Source organism: Methanobrevibacter arboriphilus JCM 13429 = DSM 1125 (genome assembly GCF_002072215.1).
Lineage (GTDB): Archaea > Methanobacteriota > Methanobacteria > Methanobacteriales > Methanobacteriaceae > Methanobinarius > Methanobinarius arboriphilicus.
This window is the reverse complement of record NZ_JXMW01000009.1, coordinates 1-18,772: the sequence shown is the minus strand read 5'-3', so window position 1 is coordinate 18,772 and position 18,772 is coordinate 1. Positions and strand designations below refer to the sequence as shown.

Sequence of the window (18,772 nt, the reverse complement as noted above, 5' to 3'; positions counted from 1 at the left end):
GTTATTGTTAGTTTTAGTGGTAATGAGAATTATACTAGTTTTATTAATAGTACTAGTTTTGAAGTTTTGAGGAATAGTACTAATTCTAGTATAGTTGTTGTTCCTTCTGGTGTTAATATTGGTGAGAATGTTACTATTTTTGGTCAGTTGGATAATTTTACTGGTATAGCTGGTGTTAATGTAACTGTTGATGGGATTACTCAAAGTGTGAGTGTTAATGGTACTGGTGGGTGGAATTTAACCTATTTAACTAATCGTACAGGAATTATTGCTGTGGCTGTTAGTTATAATGGTGATTTTGATGGTAATTATATAAGTTTCACTAATACCACAAGCTTTAATGTGCTGAAGAATAATACTAATTCTAGTATTGTTGTTTCTGGTGATTTTAAAGTGGGTGGAAATCTTACTATTGGTGGTGTTTTGGCTGATGATGATGGTAATTTTATTGGTAATGTTTCTGTTGCTGTTTTTATTGGTGGTGAAGTTTTTAATGTGACTACTGATCGTGTTGGTGCTTGGAGCTTTGTTTATATTCCTGTTCATTATGGTGAGTTTTTTGTTTTGGTTAATTGGGCCGGTGATGATAATTTCACTGGTTTTGTTAATAGCTCTAGTTTTAATGTTACTAAGTTAGCTAGTAATTCTAGTATTGTTATTCCAGGTAATGTTAAAGTTAATGAGACTATTGTGATTAGTGGTGTTGTTTTTGATAAGAATAAAGGTTCTTTAGGTAATATTCAAATTACTGTTACTGTTGATGGTAAGAATTATCATTTAACTACTGATTCTAGTGGTTTTTGGAGTTTGAAATATAAACCAACTCATACAGGCAAGACTAGTGTTAAAGTGGTTTTTAATGGAAACAGTGATTATTTTGGTTTTATTAATAGTTCTAGCTTTAATGTTTCCCTTAATAAGACTAATATTAAATTGCAGGCAGTTTCTAAGACTATTTTGTCTTTGGGTTCTGGTAAGAAGTTAGCTAGGTTTAAGTATAGTTTTAAGAATTTTGGTGATAAAGTAGGTTCTAAAACTTATAAATTTAAGATTAACAGTAGATATTCTCTTAAAACTCCTAAAACTACAAAGAATATTAAGTATTCTTATAATAAGAAAACCAGAATATTGAAGGTGGTTGTTAAGAATTTGGGCTCTGGTGTTGGTGTTATAAGCTATATTATAAAACGTAATAAGCCTGTTTATAATGGTCGAAACATTAGAGTTTCTAGATATACTTATACTAATTATCATCCAAGGAGTGTGTTTAAGGCTTATAGTGTTAAAGCTCTGAAATCACATAAAATAACTAAGATTAAGGTGACTAAAAACACATCTTATAAAAAGAAAGGTATTGCTGTTTATAGTGTTGCTAAAAATCTTAAAACAAATCAGAAAACTCAAACAATAGTTTACAGTAAGAAAAAAACTTAATATTCAAGTAACAAACAAAAAAATAAAGAAACTTATAATTAGTTTAAAATATTTTATTTACAGATGGAGACTTATTTTTTTCTCTCCTATTTTTACTTCTTTTTTTTTAAATTTTTAGATTTAATAAAATATAATCCAGTATATCGATTTATGAAATAACACTGATTTTAATTAAAAATCTTATTAAAAAGTATTAATTAACAATTTAGCTAATAAAATTATTATTATTATTTTTATTATTATTATTATTATTATTTTAAAATATTGAATCTAAAGTTAACATAATAAACCTAATAGGGTATTATCATATAATATTATTATATAGTATTATTATATAATATTATTATATTGTATTATTATATAGTATTATTATATAGTATTTTATTATTATCAAAATAAAATATAAAATTATTAGGGTGCTAGATTTTTAGGTTTCTGAGAGCTTTTGCATGCTCTCTGATTCGTTGTATCCTTGTTTTATGATGAGTCCTGTTAAAAGTACAAGCAGATAACTTGTTTTTGCCTATCTTTTATCATTATATAAAAAATTTATGTGAGGTACCATCCAAATTTATTGATGTTAATCATATAAAAAACAAGTTTTTAATTATTAAATTTAATATATTAAATTTAAAAGGATAAGATGATGTTTTTATATTATATGAATGTTTCAGATCTAAATTTTGAAGATTTAAAGAATTTTGTATCTGAGGATAGGTTGGAGTATTCAAAAAAATATTTTAATCAAAAAGACAGGATTTTATCTATTAGTGGAGAAGTGTTATTAAGGTATATTTTAAAAAAGATAAAAATTTATAATCCTATTATTGTTAATGATGATTATGGTAAACCTTTTTTAAAAAATTTTCCTAATATTTATTTTAATATTTCTCATTGTGGAGATTATGTCTTTTGTGGAGTATCAAATTATCCTATAGGTGTTGATATTGAATATATTCATGAAATAGATTTAAACATCGCTAAAACCCAATTTCATCCAAAAGAATATGAATATGTAAATAATAGTAATGATAAAATTGAATCTTTTTTTGAGATATGGGTTTTAAAAGAAAGTTATCTTAAGATGAAAGGAATAGGGCTTAGCTTAGATTTAAAATCATTTTATATTAATATTGATGAAGATAAAGATAATATTAAATTATTGAAGTTTTTCAATGATGATGATTATTTAGATAATTTAGAAGGAAATAATAAGTCTTCAAATAAAACTAAGAGTTTTTTTAATGAAACTAATAATAAAATAAAAATTTTCAATGAATTACAAAATATTGATAAAATAGAATCTATTGATGAAATAATATTTAAATCATGGAATCTTTTAGATTCTAAAAAGAATGTTTATAAATTAGGGGTATGTTCATTAGAAAAAATCGATGAATTAAATTTAATAGACTTTAAGGAAATTTATAAATATTTGGAGTAGTATAATGCAGTTTTTTAACCTATCAAATGCTCAAAAAAGAACTATAGTAACTGAAATTGGAGAATCGGGAAATGACTCTTATGTTCTCTCATTTAAATACGAATTCCCTATTGAAGATGAAAAATATGTGAAAATAGCATTATCAGACATAATAAGAAAAAAACTCAATTTAAAAATTAAAAAGGATAATCAAATGGAGTTTTTTCAATATTTTTCACAATTAGATGCCGAAATTGATAACCAACTATTTTATTATTATGATATGTCCATTGAAAAGGAAGATGAAATTAAGGAGTTTATATATCAATTTACAAAAACTGGATTTGAAGAAATCTTTGATTCTCCTCTCTATAGATTTGTTGTATTGAAAACTAGAAAAAATATCATAGTTTTAGGAAACGTACATCATATTTTAATGGATGGTACATCTATAAACATTCTTATAAAAAATCTTAAAAGCTATGTTAATAAATTAAAAAACAACCAACCTTATGAAACAACTCCCCTTTCTTATGAAAATTATGTTAAGAAAGAAGAAAAATATCTATCTACTAAAAAATCTAAAGAAGATGAAGAGTATTGGATTGATAGTCTAAAAAACTATTCTAGTAACTATTTTACACTAGATAATCTTAATGTTTCAAAACACGAGATATTATTAGAAGAAAATACTATAAATAAATTAAAAAAAATATCCAGAATAGAAAATGATAATATTTCTCCATTTTTATTAGCATTATCTATACTATCTTTATATTTTTTTAAAAGTTCAAAATCAAAAGATTTAGTTTGGAATACTCCTTATCATGGTAGAGATTTTGGAGAAGATATACATAATATGTTAGGTATGTTTGTAAATATGATGCCTTTAAGATTAAAATATAAAGGTGAACTAACATTTAAAGATTATGTACTATATGTAAAATCTGTTTTAAAAAAAGGTTTAACTCATGGAAAATTGTCCTTTAATCTTTATACTCAAAAACTACAAAAAATAGGAATTAATCCTGCTATGTTATCAATGTTTTCCATTGTTTCAAATTCTTCTGATTCTGGAGTAGAATATATTTGGGAAAATGAAGAAAGTGAATTTCCATTACATATTCGAGTTAATTCATCTCTTAATGATAAAAATGGTTTACAATCTTTGTTTTTAGAATTTAATAATGATTGTTATTCTCATGAAGCAATCATGGATATTTTAAATGGTATTAAAGACTTAATAAATGAAATTGCAGATAATCCTAATGAAGAATGTGATAATTTTAAAGTCTTTCAAAGCAAGTTTTTCAAAGCAGAGCAATATTTTAAGAATATCGCTAAAAAATCTGATGGTGAAACATTTATTTCACCTGATATTCAGGTTAAAAAAGAAAATAAAAAGTTTAAAGAGAAAGAAATCTCACTAAATATGAATGTTATAAACAATTTTTCTAAAAAGATGAAAATTTCTCCAAACTCATTATTTTTAACTTCTACATTATTTACATTAAATAGGTTTGTTTTTAATAGAAATATTTTAATTTCTAGAACTACAGAATCTAATGGGAAATTAATAGATTATCCTTTTGGTTTATTTATGGAAAGTGATAAAACAGTTAAAGAAATGTTAATTGAAGTTGAAAATGAACTGATTAAAAGTGAAGAATATAAATTCTTTCCATATGATAAAATATTAGGGGATAATATAGTTTGCCCAGATTTCAAATATTATTTTGAAAATAAAGATTATAGCTCTAAAAATAATTACTTAGGGAATAATAATGAAATTAATAGTGATGAAATTAATAGTGGTGAAATTAATAGTGGTGAAATTAATATTAATGAAATTAATGATAAAATTAATAACTCTTCTAATAAAGCATATTTATTTATTAAGTCAATTGATGATGAATACAGAATCTCATTATATTATAACTCTGTGATTTACACGGAAAAACTAATGGAAACATTTATAAAAAGTATTGAGATTATTTTAAAGAAATTTATCAATGATCAAAATGAAAAAATAGGTAATATATCCATTTTATCAGATAAAGACACAAAAAAAGAGAATAAAAGACAGGAAGATTTTGAAGAAAACATTGTTGATGAACCATTATTGAATAAAGCTTTTGAAAATACTGTGAAGAATAATAATGATAAAATTGCACTTATTGCTTCTGATGGTGAATTTACATATGATAAATTAAATAGGAAAGCTAATCGTATAGCTAATGCATTGATAAAAAGGGGAGTTGGGATAGAAGATAAAATAATGTTCATGATGAATAGGGATAGTAATTTAATAGCTACTGTAATAGGTATTGTAAAATCAGGAGCTACTTTTATTCCTATAGATCCAGAATATCCTGAAGATAGAATAGAGAATATTTTAAATGATAGTACTTCTAAATACATTGTAACTAATGAAAATACTAATAAAGAAAATAATGATCAAAATAATAATAAATATTTAAAAAATCAAATTAGTATAAATGAACTTTTAAAAGAAACTGATGAGAGAAATCCAAACCCTAACATTAATGAAAATAATTTAGCCTATATCATATATACTTCAGGATCAACAGGAATTCCTAAGGGGGTAATGTTAACACATAAAGGTATTACGAATTATATATCGAATGATCCTCAAAATATTCCTATAAATTCTATTTTTAATAAATCAACAAAATTTTTATCATTAACTACTGTATCATTCATTGTATTTTTAAGAGAAATATTCGCAACAATGATCAATGGAGTCACTGTTGTTTTTGCAAATGAAGAAGAATCCATTAATCCATTAAGACTTATTGCATTGATTAATAATACAAATCCAGATGCTTTTGGATCTACACCTTCTAGAATGTTACAATATCTTGAAATTGAAAAGATAAGAAATATAATGAAAAATTTCAAAGTAATTATAGTCGGTGGGGAGATGTTTCCATCACAACTGTATAATACTCTTAAAAATTGTACTGATGCTGAAATATACAACTCCTATGGGCCAACTGAGATTACAATTGCATCACATGGAAAATTAATGGAGAATGAAAATGTTTCTGAAGGGAAAACTCTTTTAAATGTTATTGATAGTATTAGGGATATTGACGGTAATCCTTTACCTCCAGGAGTTGTTGGGGAAGTTTATATTGGAGGTTCTGGAGTTGCAAGAGGATATTTAAATAATGAAAAGTTAACCGAAGAAAAATTTTTAGAATTTTCTGAAACTTCATACTATAAAACAGGAGATTTGGGTAAAAAAGATGAATTTGGAGAGTTATATGTTTCAGGAAGGGTAGATAGTCAAGTCAAAGTTAGGGGACTTAGAATTGAAGTTGGAGAGATAGAATCAGTTATCTCTAAAAATTCTAATATAAACTCTTTAGTAGTATGTGTTAAGAATGTAGATTCTGAAGAACATCTATGTGCATATTATACAAGTAAAAAAGAAATAGATATAAGTGAATTAAGAACTATAACTGTCGATAAATTGCCAAAATATATGGTTCCATCTTATTTTATTCAATTAGAAAATTTTCCAATGACTCCAAATGGTAAAATAGATATTAAAAATTTACCCTTACCAGAAGAATCTGATTATGGGGTTGAAGATTTTGTAAATCCAGAAAATGAATTGGAAGAATCTATTTTTAATATTTGTTCAGATATTATGGGAAAAGCTAATTTTGGTGTTACAAATGATTTGTTTCAGATTGGTTTTACTTCTCTTTCTATTATTAAATTAATATCTAAAATTTCTGATGATTATGGTGTTGAACTTAATTTAGTAAGTATAATGAGAGAAGGGACAATTAGAAAAATATCTCAAGAAATTTTAAAAGCATCTCCTAGTGAAGAACTAATTCTTAAAGATGATGAAATATATTCTTTGACTCAAAATCAGTTAGGTGTTTATTTTGATTTTATTAAAAATCCAAATAATCTAATTTATAATATGCCAAAATGTATTCGATTAAATAAAAATAAGGATAGATTTGATTTATCTAATACTAATACTAATTTTAAAGATTCTAATTTAAATAATATTAGTCGATTTAGTTCTAACTTAGCTAATTCTGCTGATACTAAATATATTAATACTAAAAATGTTGATAGTAAATATATTGATACTAATAATATTGATACTAAAGATATTGATACTAAAAATGTTGATAGTAAATATATTGATACTAATAATATTGATACTAAAGATATTGATACTAATGATTCATATATAAATGCTTTAAAACTAAAAAATGTGATTTTAAAAACTATTGATAAACATTCTTATATGAAAACTCACCTTTATCTTAATAATGGAAAGATATACCAAAGAAAGAATGAAAATTTAAAAGTTGATATTGAAATTCATAAAGGAACTGTAGATAAAAAGATTAAAAAGAATTTTATAAAACCATTTGATTTATTTAAAGGTCCTTTATTTAGATTTAAAATATATGAGGATGATGAGGAAGTTTTTTTACTTTGGGATTGTCATCATATAATTTCTGATGGATTTTCAACAATACTTTTCCTTAAAGATTTAGCTAAATTATATGAAGGAAAAAATGTTGAAATAGAAAAATATACTGGATTCGATTTGGCTTTAGAAGAATCTGAAATTGAAAAAACAAATTTATATAATGAAGCAGAAGACTATTTTGAAAATAGGATGTGTGATTTTGAGGGTGAAACAGGACTTACACCAGATATTAATGGAAAAGAAAATGATGGTTTATTGAAAGAAAAGTCTTTTAATTTGAATAAAAATACAGTTGAAACATTTTGTAAAAATAATTCGATTACTCCTAATATCTTTTTCATGGGAGTTCTATTATTTAGTTTAAGTAAATATTCTTATAACAAAGATATTTTGATATCTAGTATTTCGAATGGTAGAAGTAAGATAAAATATCAAAAAACATTTGCTATGATGGTTAAAACATTAGCAATAGTATCTAATATTGATAGTGAAAAAACTGTAATTGAATTTATGAAAATTCTCGAAGATGAGTTTTTAAATGTTATAAATTACGAATCATATCCATTTACAAAGATTTCTGATAAATATGGAATATATCCCGATATATTATATGCATATCAAGCAGGACTAGTTGAAAATATAAACATCAATGGCTATGGAATGGATTTAGAGATATTAGACATAGAAAAACCTAAATTTAAATTATCATTTATAATTGAAGATGGATTTAATGAAGATAATCTCAATGAAGATATAGTTAATGAAAATAAACTTAATGAAGATATACTTAATGAAGATAATCTCAATGAAGATATGCTTAATGAAGATAAAAATGTTGAATTAGTTAAAAAGGATGGAAATGAAACTAATTTTTATGAAGATCAATTTAGAATAGTTTTAAAATATAATAATGCATTGTATAGTGAAGATCTTACTAATGGATTTAATAAGAGTTTATCTATTATTATAAAAAAATTTATTGAGAACCCTAATAATTATCTTAAAAATATATCTATTTTATCTGAAAAAGAACAGATAGACATAGAAAATGAAGAAAAGAATTTTAAATTAAAACCTGTAAAAGAACAGCTATTAAATATAATTTTCCAAAATATAGCTGAGGAAAATAAGGATAAAATAGCCTTAATTGCAGAAGATGGGGAATTGAGTTATGATGAATTAAATAGGAAATCTAATAGAATAGCTAATGCTTTAATAAAATTAGGTGTTAAAGCTGAAGATAAAATAATGTTTATGCTAAAAAGAGATAGTAATTTAATAGCTACTATACTAGGAATAATAAAATCAGGTGCAGGATTTATCCCTATAGATCCAGAATATCCTGATGATAGGATAAAACATGTTTTAAATGATAGTGAATCAAAATACATCATAACAAAAGAGGATTTACCAAATAAGTTAAATATCGATGATCTTTTAAAAGAAAATGATGAGAGAAATCCAAATCCTATTTTAAATCCAAAAAACTTAGCTTATAGTATTTATACTTCTGGTTCTACAGGAAAACCAAAAGGAGTAATCTTAACCCATGAAAATATAGCTAATTATATATTTCCTAATAAAGAAAATTGTTTTGTCTATTCCTTAAATAAAATGTCTACTCGAATGCTTTCTATAACTACTGTTGCTTTCGATGTATTTTTACATGAGGTTTTTGTAACTTTAATGAATGGATTGACTTTAGTTTTTGCTAATGATGAAGAGTCTAAAAATCCTTTAGAACTTGCTAAACTATTTGAAAAATCTGGAGCTGATTCTTTTAGTGCAACGCCTTCTAGGATGCTACAATATTTAGAGTTTGATATGATTAAAAAGTCAATTTCCCAGTGTAAAATTATAAGTCTTGCTGGTGAAAATTATCCTTTAAATTTACATAAAATAATCAAAATGTATAGTGATGCAGAGATATACAATGTTTATGGACCAACTGAAACAACTATTTCTTGTAATACAAAATGTGTTGATAATGAGGATATTACTGTTGGAAAACCACTATTTAATGTTATAGAATCTGTTATGGATATAGATGGAAATCCATTACCTTCCGGAATTGTTGGAGAGTTATATGTGGGTGGTGCTGGAGTAGCTAGAGGTTATTGGAATAGAAAAGAATTAACAGATGAGAGATTTATATATAGAAATAATATTCGATATTATAGAACAGGAGACTTTGCAAAGAAAAAGGATAATGGAGAATATTATATTTTAGGAAGAATGGATAATCAAATAAAACTTAGAGGACTTAGGATTGAAATTGGTGAGATAGAAAATGTTATATCCGATTATGAAGGAATAAAACGAGTCATTGTTTTAGTTAAAAAAATCCAATCTCAAGAACATTTATGTGCATACTTTATTAGTGATAAACCTATTGATGTTAAAAGTTTAAAATCTCATTTGAAAAATAAATTGACACCTTATATGATTCCAAGTATATATGTGGAGTTAGATGAATTTCCACAAACTCCTAATGGAAAAATAGACACAAAATCTCTTCCAGAACCATTATTAAAAGAAAAAAAATATATTGCTGCAAAAAATAAAGATGAAAAATTCTTTGCAGATGTTTTTGCAAATGTATTAGGGATAAATAAAGTAGGAGCAACAGATAATTTCTTTGATTTAGGTGGAACTTCTCTTTTAGCAACAAAAGTCATGGTTGAATCAGTAAATGCAGGTTATAACATATCTTATGGAGACATATTCACATACCAAACACCAGAGAATATTGCTAGGGTATTACTAGAAAAAGAAAAAACTTTAAATCAACCAAAAGAGAGTTTATTACAGGTAGAAACAGAGGATTCGTTAGTAAATAATCAAAAAAGATCCCAAACATTGAATAAACAAAGAAATGATTTAAATATTGGAGATATTGATAACCTTGATTCAGATTTTAACAAATATTCAACTAAAAGATTCAATGATATATTAAAAAAACAAAACCTAGAACAGTTTAAAACACAATCTAAACAAGATTTAGGAAATGTATTATTAACTGGAACAACTGGATTTTTGGGTATGCATTTATTACATGAATTTATAAAAAATGAAAATGGAAAGATATATTGTATGCTTAGAAAAGGAAGGCATACAGATGTTGAAAAAAGGTTAAAGTCATTATTATTTTATTATTTTGATAATAGTTATGATGAATTGTTTAATTCAAAGATTCATGTTATTGAAGGAGATGTTACAAATATTGATGATTTTAAAAAAGCATCTTCATTTTCAATTGATACTGTTGTAAATAGTGCTGCTAATGTTAAACATTATGCTTCTGGAACACAAATTGAAGATGTTAATGTAGGGGGGGTAAAGAACGCTGTTAAATTTTCAAAAGAGAATAATTGTAATTTAGTACATATATCAACGGTAAGTGTTGTTGGAGAAAGTGTAAATAATATTCCTCCTAAGGATATATATTTTGAAGAGGATATGTTATATATTGGGCAAAATTTAGAACATAAATATATTAATAGTAAATTTAAAGCAGAAACTATTATTTTAGATGCTGTATTAAATGGTGAGATAAATGCTAAAATTATGCGTCTTGGTAATCTTATGGCTAGAGAACAAGATCAAGAATTCCAAATTAATTTTGATACAAATGCATTTATCAATCGTTTGAAATCTTATAGTATAATTAAAAGAATTCCTTATAATATGATGAATTTAAGAGTAGATATTACTGCAATTGATATTACTGCAAAAGCTATCATGCTTCTTTCAAAGGCTCCTAAAGAATATTTAGTTTTCCACCCATTTAATAATCATTATATCTATATTTCTGACATTATAGCAATTATGAATGAACTTGGACTTAATATTAAAGGATCTAATCAAAAAGAGTTTAATGAAGCTCTTCAAGAAACAATGAAAGATGAATCTAATGCAATTAAAATTTCTGGTTTTATAGCATCTATGAATAAGGGAGAGAATAGAAGTTTCATATCCTCTAAAAATGATTATACAATGGAAATACTTTATCATTTAGGGTTTAAATGGCCATTAATTACTAATGAATATCTATCAACATTTATAAAATACTTAATTGACTTAGATTTTTTTGATTATTAATAATAAAGTAATATAAAGATTTATAACTGAAAAAATTTAATCTATTTATAAAATTAATATTATAATAAGGTGGATTAATGTTTGAAAGAAATTACAATATAATATCAGCAAAATATAAGAAATTTTTATTACCCACCGTAATTTTATCAATGGCTATGTATATGAGTATTATCATAGATGGAATAATCGTTGGTAACTTAATTGGACCTAATGCTCTTGCAGCTATTGCATTACTTATACCAATAACTGGCCTTTTTAGTACTATATATTGGACTTTTGGTATTGGAGGTTCAGTATTATCAGCAATAGCAAAAGCTGAGAGAAATGAAATGAAATCTAGAATATATTTCTCGTTATCTATTATTTCTCTATTGGTTATTGGCCTAGTAATAGCTATTCTTGGTTTTTTTTATATTGGTGAAATATCTAAGGTTTTTTCAAATAGTGAGATTCTTCTTCCATTTGTAATAGATTATGGGCGCATATTGTTTATGAGTGCTCCTTTATTATTCATTGCTTTAGGAATTAGTTATTTTATGCGAGCAGAGGATAAGCCTCATCTTGCTACTGCTGTTTTAATATCTTCTAATTTTGTAAATATAATTATGGATATTGTATATATTAAATTTTTTAATTTAGGAATTGGTGGTGCTGCTCTAGCTACAGTAACTGGATATTTAGTTGGAATGATATTTATTGTTAAATATTTAATATCAAAGGATAGAGAAACTAGATTTACAAACATATTTAAATCTAAAATAAAAAATCTAAAAGAAATAATCTTCTCAGGATTTCCTCCAGCATCAGGACAACTATTTATATTATTAAAAACATTTTTCATCAATATCATTATACTATCTACAATTGGAGAAGCTGGAACTGTTGCATTTGCTATATGCTTTGATTGTTTAATTATAGCATCTATACCTATTATTGGTGTTTGCCAAACAATGTCTCCTATTGTTTCTGTTTTTTATAGTGAAAAAGACTTTAATGGTGTGAAATTTATAATGAGGAAATCATTTAAAATAGCTATATTTTCATGTGTTTTATTGACTATATTTCTTATATTATTCCCTAACATTATTCTAGACATATTTGGAGTTACTGGAATAAATAATATTATTGTTGGAGAAGAAGCTATTAGGATATTTTCATTGAGTTTTATTGGAACAAGTATAACCTTTTTAATGTTATTTTATACCCAAGCTATTCAGAAAAAACTCATTTCTTTCATAATTTCAATATCTCAAGGGTTAATAATATTAGTTCCTTCAGCATATATTCTTTCAAATTTAATTGGAGGTTCAGGAATATGGATTTCTTTTTTAATAGCTGAAATAGGAACTATAATTATAATTTATTTAATTACAATTATAATATCAAAAAAATCAAAAGGAAAATATTCTGGAATCTTGATGCTTCCAAAAAACAAGGAAGGGTCTGTATTGGATGTAACCATTAAATCTTCTGTTGATGATGCACTTGGGCTTTCAGAAAAATTAATTAAATTTGCAGAAGAAAATGGTGTTGATAAAAAAACATCTATATATGTTGGAATTGCAATTGAAGAGATGGTAGTTAATACAATAAAGTATAATTTGGATAGTATTGATTATATTGATGTTTTATCAGAGATAGATGAAAATGAAATAAGGATTTCCTTTAAAGATTCTGGAATTGAATATGACCCAACAAAAGATGTTATAACTGAAGAAAGTGATTTTGAAAATATTCATGTTCTTAAAAAAATAGCTAATGAAATCAGTTATGCTAGACTTATTGGATTAAATAGTACAATAATAACTATAAAACGATAAAATTAAAATAATAAAATTAAATTGATAAAATTAAAATGATAAAAATGAAGGATATAATATTTAAATTATAATATTTATTTATATTAGTTTTTCTTGATTTTAATTAGAGAATTATATTGTATAGATTAATGAGGATTATATAATATAAAAAAATATAATAATATTAATAAATAATATATTACTAATAAATAATAAATTACTAATAATGATAAAAAGTACTGATAAATAATACATTGTAGTAATAAAGGATGTATTTACTAATGAACGATACATAGTAGTAGTAGTAGTAGTAGTAAATGATACACAGTGAAAAATTAAGAGATGATCTAATGATTATAGATAAAGAATTTGATGGAAATTGTTTGAGAATAATGTTAAAAGGTAGGTTAGACACTAATAGTGCTCCAATATTAGAAAAAAGTCTAACTGATGATTTTCAAAATATTAATAGCTTAGTTCTTGATTTTGAAGAATTAATGTATATTTCAAGCGCAGGGCTTCGTGTTATTATATTAATAAATAAAAGGATACCTGATGATTGTGAAATGTCAATAGAAAATGTTAATGATATAATAATGGAAGTATTTGATACAACAGGGTTTAGCAATGTTTTAAGTATTAATTAATAATATATATGAAAAAATAATGAGTTATTTTTATTAAATAGATAATATTATTTTTATTAAATTGATAATATTATTTTTATTAGATGTATAATATTATTTTTATTAAATTGATAATATTATTTTTATTAGATGGATAATGTTATTTTTATTAAATTGATAATCTATTGTTTTTATTGAGGAATATCAAAAACAGTAAATAATACAATTAGATAAAGGGACAATTAAATAAAGGGTTAAAAAATGAAACAAATTATAGTTTGCAATAATAAACAGCAATTATATGATGTTTTGAATTTTGTTAAAAAAAATTTAGATCCCTATAAAGTTTCAAAAAAATTTCAAATGCAATTAGAGCTTTCCATTGAAGAGATATTCATAAATATAGTTAATCATGCTTATGAAACACATGCTAATGAAAGAAAAATCTTAATTAATTCTTATATTGAAACAGATCCTTTAAAAATTGCTTTAGAATTTTTAGATGAAGGCACTCCTTATAATCCATTAGAAAATCATGATCCCAATATATCACTTCCTTTAGAAGAAAGGAGTATTGGTGGTTTAGGAATATATCTTGCAAAAAAAAATGTTGATAGTATTGATTATAAATACAAAGATGAAAAGAATATCCTCACAATTAAGAAAAATATTGAATAGTAGTTGATTAAGGAAAATGGAGGGCTAACTATAGAATTAGAAATCAAAAACTTAGATAGTATAAAATCAAAATTAATAGTTTTGATTTTTTGCTCTTTAATCTATATATTAATCGCAGTTCCTTTTCGTTATTTTTTTCCAATACTTCATGTATCAGAACTTAGGCCAGCTAGTGCATTACCTCCAGTATTTGGTATGCTATTTGGTCCTTGGGGAGCTTTAGGTGCAGCTATAGGTAATATGGTTGCAGATATAATTGCAGGTTATCCTCCAGAAATATATATTTTAGGATTCATTGCACAGTTTTTTTATGGTTATATTTCTTATAAACTATGGTATGGCTTAAAAATTACAGATAAAATTACTCCACCAAGAATAAATAATGTTAAAAGCTTAATAAAATTCATTATAGTAATTTTCATAGCAAGTACTGTTATGTCAATATTACTAGGATTATTATTAGAGTCTCTAAATATTGTAAATATTGCTTCTCCAAGTACTTTAATGTTTGAATTTAATAATTTTGATTTTTCAATGATATTAGGAGTTTTAATAATTAACTTAGCTAATTTTTATAATATTAAAATGTATAAACCAAAAAAATCTAAGAAAACCTATTTTTCTCCAATATTATTTGATATTTCGCTGATTTTAGCTACTATAATAGGAATTAGTTATGCTATATATTCTTTATTTATGCCTCCTATTTCAAACAATTATATTATTACTCTAATTGTTTATATCTTAATTTTCATATATTTACTAAGGCCAATTACTGAAAAAATAGAAAATAAAGCTTCTTTTATTAAAATTTCATTAACAGAAACTATAATATCCTTTTTTTTAATAATAGGGGCTATTATGGCTATTATTACAGGAATTGTAGCTTTTTATACAGATCCTGCATCATTTGCAAATACTTCTGAATTTTGGGGAATAATTTATGTTAATATATCGGTTGTATTAATTATATTCTACATAATGTCAGTTCTATTTTTATGGTATATAGAGAAAAATATTACAACGCCTATAGAATCTATATCAGAAATTACTGATGATTATACAAATGATGATGATAATATTGAGAATAGTGAAAAAATAATTTCTAATATTAAAAAGTTTACTGAAGATAAGGGTGAAATAGGAATATTAGCTAATTCTCTTGAAAAAATGATTATAAATTTAGAAATTTATATGGAAAAATTAAGAAAAGCAACATCAGAGAAGGAAAGAATCAACACAGAATTAGATATAGCTAAAAAGATTCAAGAGTCTATATTACCAAATAAATTTCCAGCATTTCCTAATAAAACAGAATTTGATGTGTATGCTATGTCTAAACCTGCTGAAAAAGTAGGGGGAGATTTTTATGATTTTTTCTTAATTGATGAAAATCATCTGGCAATTGTAATAGCTGATGTTTCTGATAAAGGAATTCCTGCTGCATTATTTATGATGATTGCTAAAACATTAATTAAAAGTAATCTTTTAAATGAAAATACTCCAGATGAAGCATTTTTCAATGCTAACAATCAATTATGTGAAGATAATGATCAAAAGATGTTTGTAACAGCATGGATGGGTGTTTTAGAAATAGATACTGGTAAATTTACTTTTGTGAATGCAGGACATAATCCTCCAATATTAAAAAATAATGAAAAATCTGCTTGGCTCAAGTCTAATCCGAGATTCGTTTTAGGGGGTATAAAAGACATAAAATATTTCCAAAATGAGATTACTCTAAAACCAGGAGATCGACTATTATTATATACTGATGGTGTTACTGAAGCTATTAATAATAAAGAAGAATTTTTTGGAGAAAAACGTTTAATTGAAACTTTTGATAAAAAAGGAGATTCTCAAATTAAAGAAGTTCTTGATTCAATTAAGGATGATATAGATTTGTTTGTTGGAGACTTAGACCAGTTTGATGATATTACTATGCTGATACTAGAGTATAAAAAGGAGTAATTATTTAAGTAAGCTATGGAATATAATTAAAATTAGTATTAGTTCTTTTAAAAAAATGGAGTGAGATTCATTTTTATTTAATGAATCTCAAAGCCCAACACCTATTACTTATATTTAATATTATATTATTTAAATTTTTTCATTTTTATTACTAATCTATATTATAGTAATATTTATATATTTTTTATTACATATTTATATTTTTGTATTACTAAGCTCCTAAGTTGTTGATCTTTGTAGAAGTCCGAAACCTAATGGCTTCTCTTCTATATAAAAATAAGGGAGGTGGTAGTATGTCTGATAATTTTAAAGCATTTTTACTTGATATTTTAATTATATTAATTATTTCCATCACAACCTCCTTATTAAACTATTTAGTTATATGGAGGTCTTGGAGCTTAGTATATCCTACTTTTCATTCAATTTTTTATTAAATAGTAGGTTATTATTGAAATAGTTAACCTATTTTTTATTAATTATTATTTTTTTATTAAACTATTATTTTTATTAATTATTATTTTTTTACTAGTTATTATTTTTAATATTTTTTGTTCTAATTTCTATTATCTATTTTTACTTCTTTATTTTTAATTATAGTTTATAAAAGTAATTTTTATTAATAAGTTCTAACAAAATCTTATTTGTATTATTTTCAAAAAAGAAAAAATAGGCTTATTATGAATGTTAATCAAATGAATATTAATGAAGATATGAAAATTATCGATATTATTGATGAATTTTCTGCATCTGGTGTATTAGGTGCTGGTAGAGTTGGAAGGTCTTGTGAACTTTTAGCTAATATGATTTCTCAGGATGATATGAAGGTTTTTTTAAGTGTAGCTGGACCTCTTGTTCCTGGAGGTCTTCGTAATGTTATTTCTACTATGATTAAAAGAGGTCATATTGATGTTTTAATAACAAGTGGAGCTAATATAACTCATGATCTTTTAGAATCTTTTGGTGGATCTCATTATCGTGAATATGGTTTTGATGATGAAAAATTAAATGAAGCTGGAATGGGTAGAATTGGAGATGTTTATACTAAATCTGATGATTTTGAAGTTTTTGAAAAAGAAATAATCACTTTTTTTGATAAAATAACTAAATCTATTGCTAAAAAAAATTTTAACGATCCAAAATCTTGTGATAAACATAATATAATTTCTATTAAGGATTTCTTGTATGAAATAGGACTTTTAATTGAAGATGAAAATTCTATTCTTAAAGTAGCTGCTGAAAACAATGTTCCTATTTTTGCACCAGGATTAATTGACAGTATGTTTGGTTTACAATTATGGATGTTTACTCAAGAAAATAATCTTGTTATAGATGCTATTGCCGATATGCATGATCTTTCGGATATTGTCTTTGATTCAGATGCTGTTGGGGCTGTAATTCTTGGAGGAGGACTTCCTAAGCATTATTGTTTAGCATCTAATCTTTTAAAAGGAGGTGTTGATGCAGCTATTCAAATTACAATGGATCGTAGTGAAACTGGAAGTTTAAGTGGAGCACCTCTTGAAGAAGCTAAATCTTGGTCAAAAGCTAAATGTGGCTCAAATTTAGTTTCGGTTATTGGTGATGTAACTATTATATTCCCTTTAATTTATGCTGCTGCATTGAATAAAATTAATAAATAAAAATATTTTAATATAATTTGTTTTAAAATATTTTTAAGTATTTATTTTAAAATACTTTTAAGAATATTTTTAAGTATTTCTTTTAAGAATATTTTTAAGTTTATTAAATTTTAAATCTCATTTTGAATATGTATATTTATAAATATCAATAATTTTTATTATAAGTTATTGCATTGGTTTTTTGATAATCTTTACTAATGGTTTGATTGGAAGTTAACTTTATATATAATAAGGTAGATATGATTATTATTCCTTATAAAATGTTTTTTCATTAGAATTTTATATTATTTAATACATTTTTTATTAGTGAAAGAATTATGATTGGATTTATAATATTATAATTTACTTTTTATTGATTATGTGGAAAATGTCTTTTTTAAAGAGTTTTCATATGATAATATAAAAGAGATCATTCACTTTTATAAAATTCAATTTTATAGTTAAAATTTTATAGTTAATAAGTGGTATTAATCAATAAATAATTAGCATTTTAAGGGATATTAGTTTATATTTAAATTCTATCCTCTAATGATGGAGAATATGATTATATTATGATATAGTAAATAATATTCTTTTAATAATCAAATAATATTTTTATTATTAAAATA

At 24.3% G+C, this 18,772-nt stretch carries 9 protein-coding genes; all 9 read left to right on the top strand.

What is annotated here, in order from left to right; all coding sequences use genetic code 11:
• On the top strand, positions 1-1,434 hold a 1,434-nt coding region (locus MBBAR_RS10255; RefSeq protein WP_158082541.1), incomplete at its 5' end, for a hypothetical protein.
• Positions 1,435-2,077: 643 nt separating this feature from the next.
• The gene (locus MBBAR_RS05815) at positions 2,078-2,878 is read left to right on the top strand and encodes a 4'-phosphopantetheinyl transferase family protein (RefSeq protein WP_080460363.1); all 801 of its coding nucleotides are present in this window, start codon (positions 2,078-2,080) and stop codon (positions 2,876-2,878) included.
• 4 nt (positions 2,879-2,882) lie between these two features.
• Complete coding sequence (locus MBBAR_RS05810; protein ID WP_080460362.1) at positions 2,883-11,450, top strand: non-ribosomal peptide synthetase; 8,568 nt, start codon at positions 2,883-2,885, stop codon at positions 11,448-11,450.
• Positions 11,451-11,527: 77 nt separating this feature from the next.
• Positions 11,528-13,270: an MATE family efflux transporter gene (locus MBBAR_RS05805; protein WP_080460361.1), complete on the top strand. Its 1,743-nt coding sequence runs from the start codon at positions 11,528-11,530 to the stop codon at positions 13,268-13,270.
• A gap of 329 nt (positions 13,271-13,599) precedes the next feature.
• Positions 13,600-13,896 (top strand): STAS domain-containing protein, encoded by a 297-nt coding sequence (locus tag MBBAR_RS05800; protein ID WP_080460360.1) that lies wholly within the window; start codon positions 13,600-13,602, stop codon positions 13,894-13,896.
• Between the two features lie 240 nt (positions 13,897-14,136).
• A complete protein-coding gene (locus tag MBBAR_RS05795) occupies positions 14,137-14,553 on the top strand; it encodes an ATP-binding protein (RefSeq protein WP_080460359.1) in 417 nt (138 codons plus the stop codon).
• Positions 14,554-14,556: 3 nt separating this feature from the next.
• On the top strand, positions 14,557-16,524 hold the full coding sequence (locus MBBAR_RS05790) for a SpoIIE family protein phosphatase (RefSeq protein ID WP_080460358.1): 1,968 nt from the start codon (positions 14,557-14,559) through the stop codon (positions 16,522-16,524).
• A 293-nt stretch (positions 16,525-16,817) separates the two neighbouring features.
• Positions 16,818-16,958: a hypothetical protein gene (locus tag MBBAR_RS10250; protein WP_158082540.1), complete on the top strand. Its 141-nt coding sequence runs from the start codon at positions 16,818-16,820 to the stop codon at positions 16,956-16,958.
• A 243-nt stretch (positions 16,959-17,201) separates the two neighbouring features.
• Entirely contained in the window at positions 17,202-18,164 is a 963-nt protein-coding gene (locus tag MBBAR_RS05785; protein WP_080460357.1) for a deoxyhypusine synthase, read from the top strand.
• The last annotated feature ends 608 nt before the right edge of the window (positions 18,165-18,772 follow it).